Source organism: Paraburkholderia sediminicola (genome assembly GCF_046026855.1).
Taxonomy (GTDB): domain Bacteria; phylum Pseudomonadota; class Gammaproteobacteria; order Burkholderiales; family Burkholderiaceae; genus Paraburkholderia; species Paraburkholderia sediminicola_A.
The window spans coordinates 100,696-115,808 of the sequence record NZ_JAQQET010000002.1 but is presented as its reverse complement, the minus strand read 5'-3'; the positions used below and the strand labels follow the sequence as shown (position 1 = coordinate 115,808).

The 15,113-nt window shown below is 61.3% G+C and carries 11 protein-coding genes; 10 read left to right on the top strand and 1 reads right to left on the bottom strand.

The features are described 5' to 3' along the window. Window positions 1-39 precede the first annotated feature (39 nt). Genes PQR40_RS02665 through PQR40_RS02635 form a run of 7 tightly spaced genes read left to right on the top strand, consistent with a single transcriptional unit; the run spans window position 40 to window position 9,663 of the window. A complete protein-coding gene (locus PQR40_RS02665; RefSeq protein WP_408224138.1) occupies window positions 40-1,473 on the top strand; it encodes an MmgE/PrpD family protein in 1,434 nt (477 codons plus the stop codon). A 10-nt stretch (window positions 1,474-1,483) separates the two neighbouring features. Then, window positions 1,484-2,821, top strand: coding sequence for an MFS transporter (locus PQR40_RS02660; protein ID WP_408389560.1), 1,338 nt, complete (start codon window positions 1,484-1,486; stop codon window positions 2,819-2,821). Window positions 2,822-2,841: 20 nt separating this feature from the next. Beyond that, complete coding sequence (locus tag PQR40_RS02655; RefSeq protein ID WP_408224132.1) at window positions 2,842-4,227, top strand: MmgE/PrpD family protein; 1,386 nt, start codon at window positions 2,842-2,844, stop codon at window positions 4,225-4,227. After that, a complete protein-coding gene (locus PQR40_RS02650) occupies window positions 4,224-5,591 on the top strand; it encodes an MmgE/PrpD family protein (RefSeq protein ID WP_408389558.1) in 1,368 nt (455 codons plus the stop codon). The genes PQR40_RS02655 and PQR40_RS02650 overlap by 4 nt, the downstream gene beginning before the upstream one ends. Before the next feature lie 52 nt (window positions 5,592-5,643). Next, window positions 5,644-7,041 (top strand): MFS transporter, encoded by a 1,398-nt coding sequence (locus tag PQR40_RS02645; RefSeq protein ID WP_408224126.1) that lies wholly within the window; start codon window positions 5,644-5,646, stop codon window positions 7,039-7,041. Between the two features lie 28 nt (window positions 7,042-7,069). Beyond that, on the top strand, window positions 7,070-8,572 hold the full coding sequence (tcuA, locus tag PQR40_RS02640) for an FAD-dependent tricarballylate dehydrogenase TcuA (RefSeq protein WP_408508382.1): 1,503 nt from the start codon (window positions 7,070-7,072) through the stop codon (window positions 8,570-8,572). 2 nt (window positions 8,573-8,574) lie between these two features. Beyond that, window positions 8,575-9,663, top strand: coding sequence for an ornithine cyclodeaminase family protein (locus PQR40_RS02635; protein WP_408508381.1), 1,089 nt, complete (start codon window positions 8,575-8,577; stop codon window positions 9,661-9,663). A gap of 37 nt (window positions 9,664-9,700) precedes the next feature. On the opposite strand, the gene PQR40_RS02630 is transcribed toward PQR40_RS02635, so the two are convergent. Continuing rightward, window positions 9,701-10,939, bottom strand: a complete 1,239-nt coding sequence (locus PQR40_RS02630) for a LysR family transcriptional regulator (RefSeq protein WP_408508380.1) — start codon at window positions 10,937-10,939, stop codon at window positions 9,701-9,703. 576 nt (window positions 10,940-11,515) lie between these two features. On the opposite strand from PQR40_RS02630, the gene PQR40_RS02625 reads away from it, so the two are divergent. The 3 genes from PQR40_RS02625 to PQR40_RS02615 all read left to right on the top strand — a co-directional run bounded on the left by PQR40_RS02625 (window position 11,516) and on the right by PQR40_RS02615 (window position 15,075). Beyond that, complete coding sequence (locus PQR40_RS02625) at window positions 11,516-12,817, top strand: gallate dioxygenase (protein ID WP_408508379.1); 1,302 nt, start codon at window positions 11,516-11,518, stop codon at window positions 12,815-12,817. A 491-nt stretch (window positions 12,818-13,308) separates the two neighbouring features. Continuing rightward, on the top strand, window positions 13,309-13,653 hold the full coding sequence (locus tag PQR40_RS02620) for a porin (protein WP_408224112.1): 345 nt from the start codon (window positions 13,309-13,311) through the stop codon (window positions 13,651-13,653). Between the two features lie 72 nt (window positions 13,654-13,725). Then, window positions 13,726-15,075 carry an MFS transporter gene (locus tag PQR40_RS02615; RefSeq protein WP_408508378.1) on the top strand — a complete coding sequence of 450 codons (1,350 nt, stop codon included), beginning with the start codon at window positions 13,726-13,728 and terminating at the stop codon, window positions 15,073-15,075. The last annotated feature ends 38 nt before the right edge of the window (window positions 15,076-15,113 follow it).

The following is a 15,113-nucleotide window of genomic DNA, read 5'->3' as shown; positions in this document are numbered from 1 at the left end:
CGGATACTGAACACACGACATGACTACAGCGAACCCGTGATGAACCAGCACAACGACATTGGCACAAACCCTTATACCGGCGGGGTCGCCGCTTTCGTCGCAGGCTTGCAGTACGATGCGATCCCCGCGCCTGTGCTTGAGCGCATCAAACTACTGATACTCGATTCGCTCGGGTGCGCGATCTATGGCGCCGCGTTGCCGTGGAGCCGGATTCTTGCCGACACGCTGAGCCGCGTCGACAGTACCCAGGGGAGTACGGTGTGGGGCACGTCGCTGAAGCTGTCGGCGCCGCATGCGGCGCTCGTCAACGGCACGCTGGTGCAGAGTTTCGAACTGGATGACGTGCATCGCGTCGGCGTGCTGCATGTCGGCGCGGTGACGTTGCCGGCGGTGCTGGCGGTTGCCGAACAGCACCGCATGAGCGGTCGCGACTTTCTGCGCGCCTGTGTGGCGGGCTACGAAATCGGTCCACGCGTGGGCATGTGCATGGGACCGGAGCATATCGCGCAAGGCTGGCACTCGGGCGCGACGGTCGGCGTGTTTTCCGCGGCGGCGGGCGCGGCGGCGGCGCTGAAGCTGAATGTGGAGCAGACCGTGCACGCGCTCGGCATAGGTGGGACGCAAGCGGCGGGGCTGATGGCCGCGCAGTTCGGTGCGATGGTCAAACGGATGCATGCGGGACGTGCGTCGCAAAGCGGTTTGTACGGCGCGTTGCTCGCGCAGAACGGCTTTACCGGCATCGTCGATGTTTTCGAAAATCCTTACGGCGGTTTTTGCAGTACGTTTTCGCGCTCGGACGATCGCTTCGATCTGTCGCAACTCGTCGATGGCCTTGGCGAGCGCTTCGAGACGATGCGCATTGCGCTGAAGTTCTATTCATGCGTCGGCAGCAACCACACGACACTCGATGCGATCCGCGTGATGCAGGGACGCCATCCGTTCGGCGCGTCCGATATCGAACGCATTGTCGTGCACGGCTCGCGCGTGACGGTCGATCACGTCGGCTGGAAATATGCGCCGCAAGGGCTGACGTCGGCGCAACTGAACCTGCCGTATTGCGTCGCCACACTACTGCTCGAAGGTGACGTATTCGTCGACCAGTTCACCGAAGACAAAGTCGCGGACCCGCAGCGCATGGCGCTAGCCGAGCGCGTGCAGGTGATCGAGGATCCAGCGATCACGGCGCGCGGTTCGACATTCAGGCATATGGTACGCGTCGAAGCGTTCCTGCGCGACGGCACGCATCTGGAGCAAACGGTTGAAGCGCAGCGCGGCAGCGAGCATGCGTTTGCGAGTGCTGAGGAGATCATCGACAAAATGAAAAAGCTGGCCGGCCATCGAATCGACGCCGCGCACGTGCAACGTATCGTCGACTGGGTGCTGCATGCCGAGACGATGCCGGATGCGAGCGAGCTGGCGCGCCTGCTTGCCACCGATATCGCCGTCGCCCCTGTCACGACTGTTACCGCATAAGGCGCGAACCATGTCCGCGACGCCTCGTACGTTGAACCTGCCCGCGTCGAAAAGCGAACGTCGCACGCGGCTGCGGTCGATCATCGGCGGCAGCGCGGGCAATGTGATCGAGTGGTACGACTTTCTTGCGTACTCAATCTTCTCGATCTATTTCAGCAAGGCGTTTTTTCCGGGTGGCAGCCAGACCGCGCAACTGCTGAACGCCGCAGCCGTCGCGGCTATCGGCTATGTGGTGCGGCCGCTCGGCAGCTGGGCGATCGGCGCGCTCGCGGACCGGCGTGGGCGGCGCGTCGCGTTGAGCATGTCGGTGGCGATGATGAGCGTCGGTTCGCTGATCGTCGCGCTGACGCCCACCTACGCGACGATCGGCGTCGCCGCGCCCGCAGTGCTCGTCTGCGCGCGCCTGTTGCAAGGCTTCAGCATGGGCGGCGAGGCAGGCACGAGCGCGACCTATCTGAGCGAAATGGCGCCAACCGGGCGGCGTGGTTTCTTTGTCGGTTTCGTGCAGGTCACGGTGGTGATGGGACAACTGGTGGCGCTTGCGTTGATGCTGGTGCTGCAGAGGCTCGTACTGACGCCGACGCAACTCGAAGAGTGGGGCTGGCGCATTCCATTTGCGATCGGCGGCGTGCTGGCGGTGTTTGCTCTGTATCTGCGCCGCGGTATTGCGGAAACCGATGCGTTCGAACGACACGACACCGGCGGCGCCACACAACAGGCTGAGCGCGGCAGCCTGCTCGTGCTGCTGGTCAAGCATCGGCGGCAAACGTTCTGGTCGATCGGCATCAGTGTGGGCGGCACGGTTGCGTTCTATACGTTCACGATCTATCTGCAGAAGTTCATGGTCAATACGACCGGTTTTAGCCGCAACGAGGCGACGCTGATTACGACGATTGCGCTCGTGATTTACATGTTTTTTCAACCGCTCTTCGGCTTGCTGTCCGATCTTATCGGACGGCGGCCGGTGATGCTGATCTTCGGCATTGGCGGGACGTTCCTCACCGTGCCGTTGATGCATGCGCTTGGCGCCACGCACAGCGCGCTCACCGCATTTGCCTTGAACCTGGGCGCGCTCGCGATTCTGAGCGGTTTCTCGTCGATTCACTGGCTTGTCAAATCCGAACTGTTTCCCGCCAAAGTGCGTGCGCTCGGTGTCGGGTTGCCGTTCGCGGTGGTGTCGTCGGTGATGGGCGGCACCACTGAATTTCTCGCGTTGCGGCTGAAAAACGCCGGACACGAAGCGTGGTTTTTCTATTACGTCAGCGCGTGCGCGGCCGTATCGCTCGTCACTTATCTGCTGATGCCGGAAACGCGGCATCGCTCGATCATCGACGAAGAAGCGCACTAGAAAAAAGGAGACCGTTGCTTATGCCGTCCAGTTCGCACGACGCGCCTTTCGCAGCGCAAGTGCTGTCGGAGTATGCGAGTGCACTGCGTTTCGGGCAGTTGCCCGAACAGGTGGTGCGGCGCGCGAAAGACTGTCTGATCGACGCGATCGGCGCGGCGGTTTACGGACATGAAGTCGCGGCAGGCCAGGCCGCGATACGTTATAGCGAAGACGCGGCGGCTGGACCTTGCGCGATCCTGGGAAGTGCGAGACGGGTCACACCGGAAGCGGCGGCGTTTGCGGGCGGTGTCCTCACGCATGCCGCCGAACTCGACAGTCTGCGGCAGCCTGGCAGCGGCGTGCATCCCGGCGCGGCGCTCGTACCGGCGGCATTGGCGGCGGCACAGGCGGCGGGTGCATCGGGCAGTGAATTGCTGACCGCGCTGGTCGCGGGCATTGAAGTGCTGTTCCGGATCGGCAATGCGACGAGACATTCCGCCGAGGCGCGTGGCTTTCACGCGCCGGGATTGACGGGGCCGTTCGGCGCGGCGATTGTCGCTGGCCGGCTTGCAGGGTTGAATGCCGGCGAACTGCGCCGTGCGTTAGGCATTGCCGGGTCGCTCGGCGGCGGCTTGCTGGAGTTTGCGAAGAGTGGTGACGGCGGTCTGGTCAAGCGGATCCATCTCGGACGCGCGGCACAAGCCGGCGTGACGGCCGCACGACTCGTGAAGGCTGGTTTCGATGGGCCGTCCAGTGTGCTCGAAGGAAAGTATGGGTTTTTGCATGGCTATTGCGAAAGTGCGGACGCATCGCGTTTGACTGCCGGACTCGGCGAGCAGTATGAAACGCTGACGCTGTGCCTCAAACGCTACGCCTGTCACATCGTCGCGCATACGCCGGTGTTTGCCGCGCAAAGATTGCGCGCCGGGCACGATATCGATGCACGACGCAGCGATGGGCGCCGCATCGCGTCGATTCGTATCGAAGGCGCGGCGCGGCTCGCGGCGAATCACGACATCAAGGCACCGCAAGACCAGGTGCTCGCGCAGTACAGCGTGCCATTCTGCGTCGCCGCAGCGTTGCTGTACGACGCCGACGATCCGGCCACGTTCGGTGCGGCCTTGCTTGACGATCCAGCCGTGCGCGAACTCGCCCAACGCGTCGAAATCGTGCCGACTGACAAGACGGGTCTTTCTACGTTAACGCGTATCACGCTCGACAACGGCACGGCGTATGAACAGGCGCAGGCCGATTTCCCCGGCTGCCCGAGCGATCCGCTAGAGCTCGACCAACTTCGCGCCAAATTCGTGCGGCTGACCCGCCGGCTCGGTGATCGCGCCGCCACGTTGTTCGAGCGGCTCGATGCGCTCGAACACGAAACCGATTTGCAGTGGCTCGACGCCGCGCCTCAAGGAGTTCGTACATGAGCATCGCGCAAATACTCGGCGCGCGAATCGCCGCCTTTTCGTTTGCCGATGTGCCCGACGCAGCGCGGCACTGGGCACGCATCGGCATCATCGATACGGTTGGCGTGACACTCGCGGGGGCGCCTGAACCATGTGCCCGAATGGCCCGCGCCGTGGCCACGCCGTCTACTGGCGACGCGCTGCTGTTCGGCCGCCGCGAACGCATCCGCCCGACCGATGCCGCGTTCGTCAACGGCACCGCCGCGCATGCGCTCGATTTCGACGATTGCAGCAACACACTCGGCGGCCATCCGTCGGCACCGATCCTGCCCGCGCTGTTCGCGCTCGCCGACGAACGGCATGCGAGCGGACACGAACTGTTGACGGCGTACGTCGCGGCTTTTGAAGCACAGGCGCGGCTGGCTCGCGCGGTGAATTTTCACCACTACGACAAAGGCTGGCATCCGACAGCGACGCTCGGCGTATTCGGCGCCTGCGCAGGATCGGCGCGCCTGCTTGGACTCGATGCGGCGCAGACGGCGAGCGCATTGTCGATTGCCGCGTCGTTTGCATCAGGTGTGAAAGCCAATTTCGGCACCATGACCAAACCGCTGCATGTCGGACACGCTTCACGTAACGGCCTCGTTGCGGCATTGCTAGCGCGCGAAGGCTTCACCGCAGGCGATGCAACGTTCGAACACCGGCAAGGGTTTCTCAACGTCTACAACGGCGCGGGCAACTACGACGCGGATGCGGCAGTGAACCATTGGGCCGATCCGCTAGATATCGTCGAGCCTGGCATCGCGATCAAGCAGTACCCATGCTGCGGCAGCACGCATCCTGCGATCGACGCGATGCTGATACTGGCCGCCGAACATGATCTGAAACCGCAGAATGTCGAGCGCGTGTTGTCGTATACGCATCCGCGCCGGTTGCAGCACACGAACCGTCCCGAACCGAATAGCGCGCTCGACGCGAAATTCAGCGTGCAGTATTGCGTCGCGCGTGCGTTGACGAAGAGACGTGTGGTGCTATCGGATTTTGAAGGTGAGGCGTATGCCGAGGCGGCGATCCGTGCCCTGATGAAGCGCGTGATTGCCGAGCCCGATCCGCAAGCCGACCGGCAGCCCGACCACTTCGGCGCCGAGATTGTCGTCGAAATGCGCGATGGCCGGCGCTTTGCAAAACGTGTTGCGAGTGCCGCAGGGCGCACGTCCGCTAACCCGTTGCCGAACTCGCGTATCGAAGCGAAGTTTCTCGATTGCGCACAGCATGTGCTGACCGATGCGGCCAGCACCGATGCACTCGCGATGCTGTGGCGAATCGACGAACTGGACGATCTCGCCACGCTGTCGGGGTTGCTGGAAGCGGGCCTGCGCAACTAGGCATCGACATCAAACCAGCGGCAACGACCGCTGGGAACGAAGGAGACAAGCCATGAACGATTCACTCGTCGCCGCGCGCGTCGACCGGTTGCCGACCTCGCGAATGCACCGCGAATGGATGTTCCTGTTCGCGATTCCGCTGTTCTTCGAAAGCTGCGACATCAACACGTTCGCGTCCGCCGCGCCCGCGTTGATCGCGCACTGGCATATCGCGATCAACGAAATCGCGTTGATCACGTCGGCGAGTTTCATTGGCATGTTCTTCGGCGCGACGCTCGGCGGCATGCTGTCGGACCGGCTGGGGCGCAAACGTTCGCTGATCCTGTTCGTGATGATTTCGTCGCTCGGCTCGCTTGCGACCGCGGCGGTGCCAAGCGTGGCCTATCTGTTTGCGGCGCGGGTGGTGACCGGTTTCGGCATTTCGGCCGGCATGGTGACGGTCATGGTCTATATCGCCGAAGTGTTTCCGGCGCGCTCGCGCGGCACCTGGCAATCGTGGGCGATGGTGGTCAACCTGTGTGCCATTCCAATGACGAACCTGGTCGCGCGGCTTCTCGTGCCGTACGGTCCACATGGCTGGCGCTGGGTGTTTGTGTGGGGCGCGCTCGGTATTGTGTTTCCGTTGCTCGCGCGGCGCTTGCCCGAGTCGCCGCGCTGGAGCGCGCGTGCGGGCCGTTTCGATGAAGCCGAACAGGCGCTTTCCGCAATGGAAGCGCGCGCGGTGGCCGACGGCCACACACTGAGTGTGCCCGACGTCGTCGCGCGTCCGCGGGAAGTGCGCGAGCCGTGGACCACGATGTTCAATCGTGTCTACCGACGCCGCACGCTGACGCTGTGCGCGATCTGGCTGCTGCAGACAATCGGCTTCTATGGCTTCGAAGCGTGGGTGCCGACGCTGCTCGTGCATCACGGCATCACGATCGCGCGCAGCCTCACATATTTCACATTGATCAATGTCGGCGCGCCGCTGGGCGCATTGCTCGCCGTGTATCCGGCGGACCGCTTCGAGCGCAAGCATCTGATCGCCGTGGTCGCGTTGCTGATCGCGGGCTTTGGGCTGTTATACGGCCTGAGCTTCACGCCGGTCCTGATCGTCACGTTTGGTTTCGCGGTCGGCATGCTGACGCAAACCTTCGCCACGCTGCTTTACTCGTACACGCCCGAACAATTTCCGACCGGAGTGCGCACCAGCGCGACCGGCCTGACTTATGGCGCAGGGCGCCTCGCGAACGTCGCGAATGCGTTCATCATCGCGGCGATCTATACGAACTACGGTTACGTGACGGTGTTCATGTATATCGCTGGCGCGTGGTTCCTCACCGCGCTGATCACACTCGCGTTTGGTCCGCGTACGACCGGCCGCAGCCTCGAAACCCTCAATCCGGCCGTCGATGCGGCGGGCAGCCAGGCAGCATCGATGCCGCCGCTTGCCGACTATCCGCGCCACTGACCGCTTTCATTTCAAGGAGATTCATCCGATGACACCTGAAGAACTCAACGGTATCGACGTACTCGTGATCGGCGCCGGCAACGCAGCCGCGAATGCGGCGCTTGCCGCGCGCGAAGGCGGCGCGAGCGTCGCATTGCTCGAAAGTGCGCCAGCCGATGCACGCGGCGGCAATTCCGCATTTACCGGCGGCGCGTTCCGCTTCGTCTACGATTCCGTCGACGATCTGTTGAAGCTCGCGCCCGATATTGCGGAACTCGATCTCCCGAACATCGACTTCGGGACTTATACGCGCGAGCAATATTTCGATGACATTGGCCGCCTCACCGAATACCGCGCCGATCCCGAACTCACCGACGTGTTGATCGAAAACAGCTACGACGCTGCGCTATGGCTCAAAAAACACGGTGTGCGCTTCCAGCCAGCGTTGGGACGGCAGGCGTTTCGCGTTGAAGGCAAGTTCCGTTTCTGGGGTGGACTCGCGTGCCATATCCTCGGCGGCGGCACGCATCTGGTCGAGATGCTGCATAAGGCGCTGGAGAATGCCGGCATCGGCGTCGTGTATCAAACTCAGGCGATGAGCCTGTTGTACGACGGCGGCGGCATTCAGGGCGTGCGTGCGCTGCATCAGGGCAAGCAGATCGAGATCCGTGCAAAAGCTGTTGTGCTTGCATGCGGGGGCTTCGAATCGAATGCGGAAATGCGGGCTCGCTATCTCGGGCCGAACTGGGACCTCGCGAAAGTGCGCGGCACGCGTTACAACACCGGCTGGGGTCATCGTATGGCGATGGACGTGGGTGCGGCGGTGACCGGCCACTGGTCCGGTGCACACGCGGTGCAGTGGGATATGAACGCGCCCGAGTATGGCGATCTGACGATCGGTGACCGTTTCCAGAAACACAATTATCCGTTCGGCATTCTCGTCAATGCAAAGGGCGAACGCTTCCTCGACGAAGGGCTGGATTTCCATAGTTTTACCTACGCGAAATACGGCCACGAAGTGCTGAAGCAACCGGGCCTTTTCGCATGGCAGGTGTTCGATCAGAAAGTGGTGAAACTGCTGCGCGACGAATATCGGATTGCGCGCATCACGAAAGAAACGGCGAATACGCTCGAAGAACTGTCGACCAGGCTGACCGGTGTCGATCCAGAAGGTTTTCTGCGTACGGTGCGCGCGTACAACGACGCCGCGCGCCCCGATGTGCCGTTCAATCCGAATGTGCACGATGGCTTGCGCACGCAAGGGCTTGCGATCGACAAGACCAACTGGGCCAACAGGCTCGATACACCGCCTTATGAAGCCTATGGTGTGACGACTGGCGTGACCTTTACGTTCGGCGGACTGAAAGTGTCTACCGCCGCGGAAGTGCTCGATGTGTCCGGCCAGCCGGTGCGCGGCTTGTATGCAGCCGGCGAGATTGTCGGCGGTTTGTACTATCACAACTATGGCAGCGGCACGGGTCTCGTGGCAGGCGTCGTGTTCGGTAGACGCGCGGGCGCCGGCGCGGCTGCGCTCATACGTGGAGCGCGCTAACGATGCTGCTGATCGATAACGAATGCGTCGCGCGTCTGCTGACAATGCGAGACTGCATCGATGTGCAGGAACGCGCGTTTGCAGGCCTCCTGACCGGTGCGTCGATTGGCCGGCCGCGTATCGACACGTACATGCCATCCGCGCGCGATGATGGCTACTACCGTTTCGGTTCCGTTGACGGTGCGACCGACGGCGTGCTTGCCGTGCGGCTCAAATCGGACGTGATGGTCTGGCCGCGCGGTGGCAGCGAGCAGAAGTATTGCGTCGAGCCGGGCACCTATTGCGGGCTCGTCGTGCTGTTCAGCACCGAGGACGGCGCGCCTCTCGCGATCCTCAACGATGGCCATCTGCAGCATATGCGCGTCGGTGGTGCGGCGGGGCTCGGCACGCGGCTGCTGGCACGCGCGGACGCGCATTCGGTCGGCATGATCGGCTCGGGCGGCATGGCCGAAACCTTTCTCGAAGCGTTGACGGCCGTGCGTGATCTGCAAAGCGTGCGCGTGTTCAGCCGCAGTGCGGATAATCGCAACCGTTTTGCGCAGCGGATGAGCGAGCGTCTCGGCATTCAGGTCACGGCAGTCGATGGCCCCGAAGCCGCGGTGCGCGGCGCCGATATCGTCGCGACCTGTACCGACAGCATGACACCCGTGCTCGATGCCGCGTGGCTCGAACCGGGCATGCACGTTGTTGCGCTGACGCCGCGCGAGTTCGACGCGCAAGTTGCGGCCCGTTTCGACGTCACGATTGCACAAGGCCGCGAACCGCTGCCGATGGCGGAGAGCGAGCGCTTCAGCCAGCGTATTTCGGGGAGCCCGAATGCGTTTGTCGGCGGTTCGGCTGAGGAGCGCGCGCGCTTGCCGGTGTCGCATGGCGCGCGTGTCGATACGACGCACTGGCCGATCTATACCGATGTGATTTCGGGCCGCGCACCAGGGCGAACCGATGACCGGCAGATCACGTTTTACTATACGGTCGGCAACTGGGGCGTGCAGTTCGCGGCGGTCGGCGGCCATGTCTACCGGGAAGCGGTGCGCGAGAAGCTTGGCGTGCCGCTACCGCGCGAATGGTTCGTGCAATTGATCAGGAATTGAGCGGGAGCCGGCGCCTCTGGGCGCGAGTGAACGAACTTCAGCCGCTGATTGTGCGCGTAACGTCGACAACGGAGAGGCGAATCGCATCGATCAACGCTCGCGCCGCGGGAGACGGGTTGCCCGTCGAGCGCATGGTCAGACCGATGTCGCGCCGGGTATTGTGCAACTTGACATCGAGAACCGCTAATTGTCCGGATTCGATCTCCAGGTGTAATTGATGGGCCGACAGTGCAGCGATCATGTCCGTGTCGAATAGCAGCCCGCGAATCACGGCAAGGTCCGCTGTCTCGACAGTCGGCATGGGCGGCTTCACTTTTATCCGCTTGAACTGCGCTTCGAGGAGCGCACGAGCCGGTGCATTGCTCCGCGGCAGCACCCATTGCGCGCCGCGCAAATCCACGATGGTGAGATTGCCCATATGCGCGAGCGGATGATCGCAGCGCACCAGCAGCGCCATATCTGACGACATCAGACGCTCGTTTTTCAGGCCACTCGAGGCGTCATTATCCCGTAGGGCGCCGAGGATAAAGTCGATGTCGCCCGCGCGCAGGTCTGCGACGAGTGCCTCGTAGGCGCTTTCGTTCGTGACCGTACGCACGCCCGGATTCTCTTTGGTCATCCGCGCAATCGCTCTGGGCAGGATCAATGTGCGACCGAGCGGCAACGCGCCGACCGTCACCGTGCCCTGGATCTTGCCGTGCGTTGCCGCGATATCGTCGGGTACATGCCTTAACTCGTTTAACGCACGGCGCACACGCAGCAGAAACGTTTCACCTTCCGTTGTGAGTAGGATACCGCGCGGACTGCGATGAAACAGAGTCAGGCCGGCGCCGCTTTCCAGCACGCGAATCGCCGTACTCACTGCCGGCTGGCTGATACCGAAGGTCTTGGCCGCGCTCGGCATGTGCCGATGGCGGGCCAGCGCGGTAAACAACTGAAGCCGCCGCGTGTTGAGCAGATACGCCGGCAACGCACCTTCCGCTGCAGGCCGGCGGCGTGCCTGCTTTGCCGAGCACCACTGCGCGAGCTCTTCCAACTCGGCGAAGATCCGCTCGCAACGTTTCAGAACAGCACGGCCGACCGGAGTCGGAAGCATGCCCGAAGGGCTACGGTCGAAAAGCGGCTCGCCGAGCGCTGCTTCCAACTCCTGCACGGAACGCGTGATGGCAGACTGGGCGCGAAAGAGCGTAGCGGCTGCACGCGTCGCGCTGCCCGTATCGGCGACAAGCCGGAACGCGCGCAGTCGCGATAGGTTGAGAAGTTCGTTGTTGCTCATGAATGGCGGGGCTGACTCATTTGTCGATATCAGTATAGCGACGTGCTATCGCCGCCACTACGTATGCAAACCGGATTGCGATTTAGTTTATGAGCCATCTGTTCTATTTATGGACCGTGAACGAATGCGAGCAGGCGTCATGGATTGACTATACCCGCTTGGGATCCCAAATGTACCTGATGCCGCACGGTTTGCGGCGATTGCTGAACGATCTAAAATCGACAAAATGCCGTTTTGTAGGCTTTCGTAGGCTATATGGCAGCGCCACAATGTGGTTTACCCTCCATTACTGAAAATCTCCGTTGTTTCTATATTTGTATCCCAAACAGGGACAATAAATAGTGTCACCGGTCGCCGTACCCATCCAATCCGCGCACGAAAATGCGCGGCGCAAAGTGAGGAAGGCCAGAATCTGGCGGGAGTCATGGGCGGCGGGGTTGGAACGGCAGACTGTCCGACAATTGCCGTGACTTATGGCGGGTCCCACCATCGCCGGTTCATTGGTAGGCATTTTCCCCGCACTCGCGAGGCCTGGGGCCTCGATTGGCGGTTACATGAGTTTTGAGGAGTATTGGCATGGCACGGATCATCGGCGGCATCGCTGCCTCGCACACACCCACGATCGGCTTTGCGTTCGATAAGAACAAGCGCGACGATCCAGTGTGGGCACCGATCTTCGAAAATTTCGCACCGTTGGCCCATTGGCTCGCGGAGAAGCGTCCGGACGTGCTACTGGTCATCTACAACGATCATGTCACCTCGTTCTTCTTCGACCACTATTCGGCATTCACGCTGGGCGTGGGGCCCGAGTGGCATGTCGCTGACGAGGGTGGCGGCGCACGGGACCTGCCGCCTATCAAAGGGCATCCGGCCCTGGCTGCGCACATCGGCACCTCGCTCATGACCGATGAATTCGACATGTCTTTTTTTCAGAACAAGGCGCTCGATCACGGCTGCTTTTCGCCCCTATCGATGCTCTGCCCACACACGCCCGAATGGCCGGTGAAACTTGTGCCGCTGCAGATGGGCGTGCTGCAACTGCCAGTTCCGAGTGCGCGGCGCTTTTATAAGCTCGGGCAAGCATTGAGACGCGCGATCGAGAGTTACCCGGAGGATCTCAAAGTCGCGATCGTCGCAACGGGTGGGCTGTCACACCAGGTGCATGGGGAACGCGCGGGTTTCAACAATACGGAATGGGACCAGCGTTTTCTCGATCTTTTCGAGCGCGATCCAGAGCAATTGGCTGAGATGACGATTGCCGAATATGCAGCGCTGGGCGGGTTCGAGGGTGCGGAAGTGATCATGTGGCTCACGATGCGAGGCGCGTTGTCGTCCAACGTCGTATGCAAGCACCGTAGCTACTACCTGCCGTCGATGGCCGGCATCGCGACTGCGATCTACGAAGGCGAAGAGAGTGAAGCGGCGCCTTCCATCGCAGAGCGCCACCGGCAGCGGATGGCGGCTCAACTCACCGGTGTCGAGACACTTGAGGGCACCTATCCGTTCACGATCGAGGTCGCCGTGAGGGCCTATCGGATCAACGATTACCTTCACCGGATGGTAGAGCCTGTTCATCGCGAAGCCTTCATGAATGATCCGGAGGCGAGTTTCGAGGCAGCGGGCTTGACTGAGGAAGAGCGGGACCTGATCCGCCGTCGAGATTGGCGCGGCCTGCTGCACTACGGCGTCATTTTCTTCATGCTCGAGAAGCTAGGCGCGGTGACGGGCGTGTCGAATCTTCACATCTACGCCGCAATGCGCGGAGAAACGCTGGAGGCTTTCCAACGCACTCGCAATGCGCCCGGCGCTTTGTATTCGGTGGCGGGAAAGAGTGCTGGAAAGCTCGACTGGGACAGTGCGGAAAAAGGAAAGAGTTGAGAAACGGATGGGACCGGCGTGATACCAACGCGCTGCCTTCCGTCACCGACCATTTTGCCAAGTGCTACTGCATGCCATCTGTTTTGTTTATCGAGTCTGAGTGACCGGCCTCATGGTCAGGACGCGCACTCATCCTCGAGGCTCAACGGCAGACCGCTGAGTCCCTTACTGAAACTATGGAAAAGATCATATTTTTCAAAGGTTTGCGAGATATGGCGTTTATGTCGTACCACGAGCAAGAATGTGAGATAAGTAAAAACCCTTATATCGAAACCGATGTTCCGCACGTTCGTTCTGCCCTGTTCAGTATGCATGGACCTATTTCGAAAGCTGGGTGAGGTGGCTATATTGATCCGGTGTAACTGTTTCGCGTTGCACCCGGATCAGGTCTGCTTCATCAAGTCGAAGTGAGTTGCTAGCTTTGCTTCAGATATGGAAGTCGTTAACTTTCCATGAAATTAGTAAAACTAACTAAGACGTAAGGAGACTTTGTGAAGAAGACCGAAAAAATCACCCTGGCATTGTTGAGCGCCGCTTTTGCTGCTACGGGGGCTCAGGCGCAGAGCAGCGTTACGCTATTTGGCCTGATCGACACGGGCATTACTTACGTCAGCAAATTTGGCTCATGGACCGCGAATGCACTTTTCACAACGGTTCATAACTCCGTCAACGTCGACTACGCGCTATCCAAGCGAACGAGCGTCTACGTTCTGAGGCTTTATCAACGTGCCAATTCTGGAGCGCTCGCTCAGATCAACGGCCTGAACAGTTCGGACGGCGCATCCAGTAGTGCCACTCAGGCGATTGCGCGAGTCGGTATTCACACCCGCTTCTGATAGACGCGGTTGCGGACCAGATCACGATCGTCGCGCTATATCAAACAGGCGGTAAGGAGACAGGAGAAACAAATGACAAGCGGAAAGACAATTGATATCAAGGCTTTTATCGACGAGCGACCCATCTCGCCTTACCAGTGGCTACTGGTGGCGCTGTGTTTTCTCATCGTGACTGCCGATGGCATGGACGTGGCCATCATGGGTTTTGTGGCGCCTTCGATCATCCATGACTGGGGGATTTCGCGCCCCGCATTCGGTCTGGTGATGAGCGCGGCGCCGCTGGGTCTCGTGATCGGTGCACTGGGAGCAGGACCTGCTTCGGACCGCATCGGCCGTAAGTGGGTGCTGATTACCTCCGTTTTCCTTTTCGGTGTGTTCACGATCGCGACGGCCTTTACTCAGTCGCCTATGGAAATGGCCACTCTGCGTTTGCTGACGGGCATTGGCCTCGGCGCCGCAATGCCTAACTCGACGACGCTGCTGTCCGAGTACGCACCTCAGCGCAAGCGTTCGCTGTTGATCACCATCATGTTCACGGGCTTCAATCTGGGTTCAGCCCTGATCGGTTTTGCGGCCGGCTGGCTGATTCCTGAACACGGCTGGCGTTCGGTGTTGATCTTCGGTGGCGCGCTGCCGCTGGCTTTGATTCCGTTGCAAATGTGGCTGCTGCCGGAGTCGGCTCGCCTGCTCGCGGTGCGCGGAGCATCGCCCGCACGTATCGGTGCGGTTCTGGGCCGGGTGTGCGGCACGCGCTTTTCCGGTGACGAGGTTTTCGTTTCCAGCGAACCGCCTTTGCCAACGCGCAAACCGATCGGCGTACTCTTTTCGCAGGGGTATGGCTTCATGACGGCGGCGCTTTGGGTGACCTATTTCATGGGTCTGCTCGTCATCTATCTGTTGACGGGCTGGTTGCCGACGCTCATGAAAGATGCCGGATTGACAGTCACGACGGCCGCTAATGTGACGGCGATGTTCCAGATCGGTGGAACGATCGGCGCCATCCTTGTCGGCTGGATGATGGACAAGGTACGGCCGGCGCCCGTTATCAGCGCGGCCTACCTTGGCGGTGGTCTGTGCGTGCTGGCGCTGGCGTGGATCGGGGCATTGTCGTCCTCGCTAACGTTGCTAGTGTTTGCTGCGGGTTTTTGCATGAGCGGCGCGCAGACCGGACTGAACGCGTTTGCACCGAGCCGTTACCCGACAGTTGCGCGCGCAACCGGGGTCAGCTGGATGCTTGGTATGGGCCGTTTTGGCAGCATCTTCGGCTCGGCAATAGGTGGTGCGTTGCTTGGATTCGGTCTGCTGTTCGGGGCGATTCTTGCGATGCTGGCAGTGCCCGCAACGCTGGCTGCGGTCGCTATTTTGTTGGCTCAACGGGCGAGGGCCGGTGAACTGGCGCCGCAGCCCAACACGGCACACTGACGAAGTAATGGGGCGATGCCACTCGTCACGCGTGGCAT

Excerpts from the sequence above, each read along its gene's own strand:
- PQR40_RS02635 (WP_408508381.1), top strand. The coding sequence starts at position 8,575 with ATGCTGCTGATCGATAACGAATGCGTCGCGCGTCTGCTGACAATGCGA.
- PQR40_RS02650 (WP_408389558.1), top strand. The coding sequence starts at position 4,224 with ATGAGCATCGCGCAAATACTCGGCGCGCGAATCGCCGCCTTTTCGTTT.
- PQR40_RS02665 (WP_408224138.1), top strand. The coding sequence starts at position 40 with ATGAACCAGCACAACGACATTGGCACAAACCCTTATACCGGCGGGGTC.
- PQR40_RS02615 (WP_408508378.1), top strand. The coding sequence starts at position 13,726 with ATGACAAGCGGAAAGACAATTGATATCAAGGCTTTTATCGACGAGCGA.
- PQR40_RS02655 (WP_408224132.1), top strand. The coding sequence starts at position 2,842 with ATGCCGTCCAGTTCGCACGACGCGCCTTTCGCAGCGCAAGTGCTGTCG.
- PQR40_RS02645 (WP_408224126.1), top strand. The coding sequence starts at position 5,644 with ATGAACGATTCACTCGTCGCCGCGCGCGTCGACCGGTTGCCGACCTCG.
- PQR40_RS02625 (WP_408508379.1), top strand. The coding sequence starts at position 11,516 with ATGGCACGGATCATCGGCGGCATCGCTGCCTCGCACACACCCACGATC.
- tcuA (WP_408508382.1), top strand. The coding sequence starts at position 7,070 with ATGACACCTGAAGAACTCAACGGTATCGACGTACTCGTGATCGGCGCC.
- PQR40_RS02660 (WP_408389560.1), top strand. The coding sequence starts at position 1,484 with ATGTCCGCGACGCCTCGTACGTTGAACCTGCCCGCGTCGAAAAGCGAA.
- PQR40_RS02630 (WP_408508380.1), bottom strand. The coding sequence starts at position 10,939 with ATGAGCAACAACGAACTTCTCAACCTATCGCGACTGCGCGCGTTCCGG.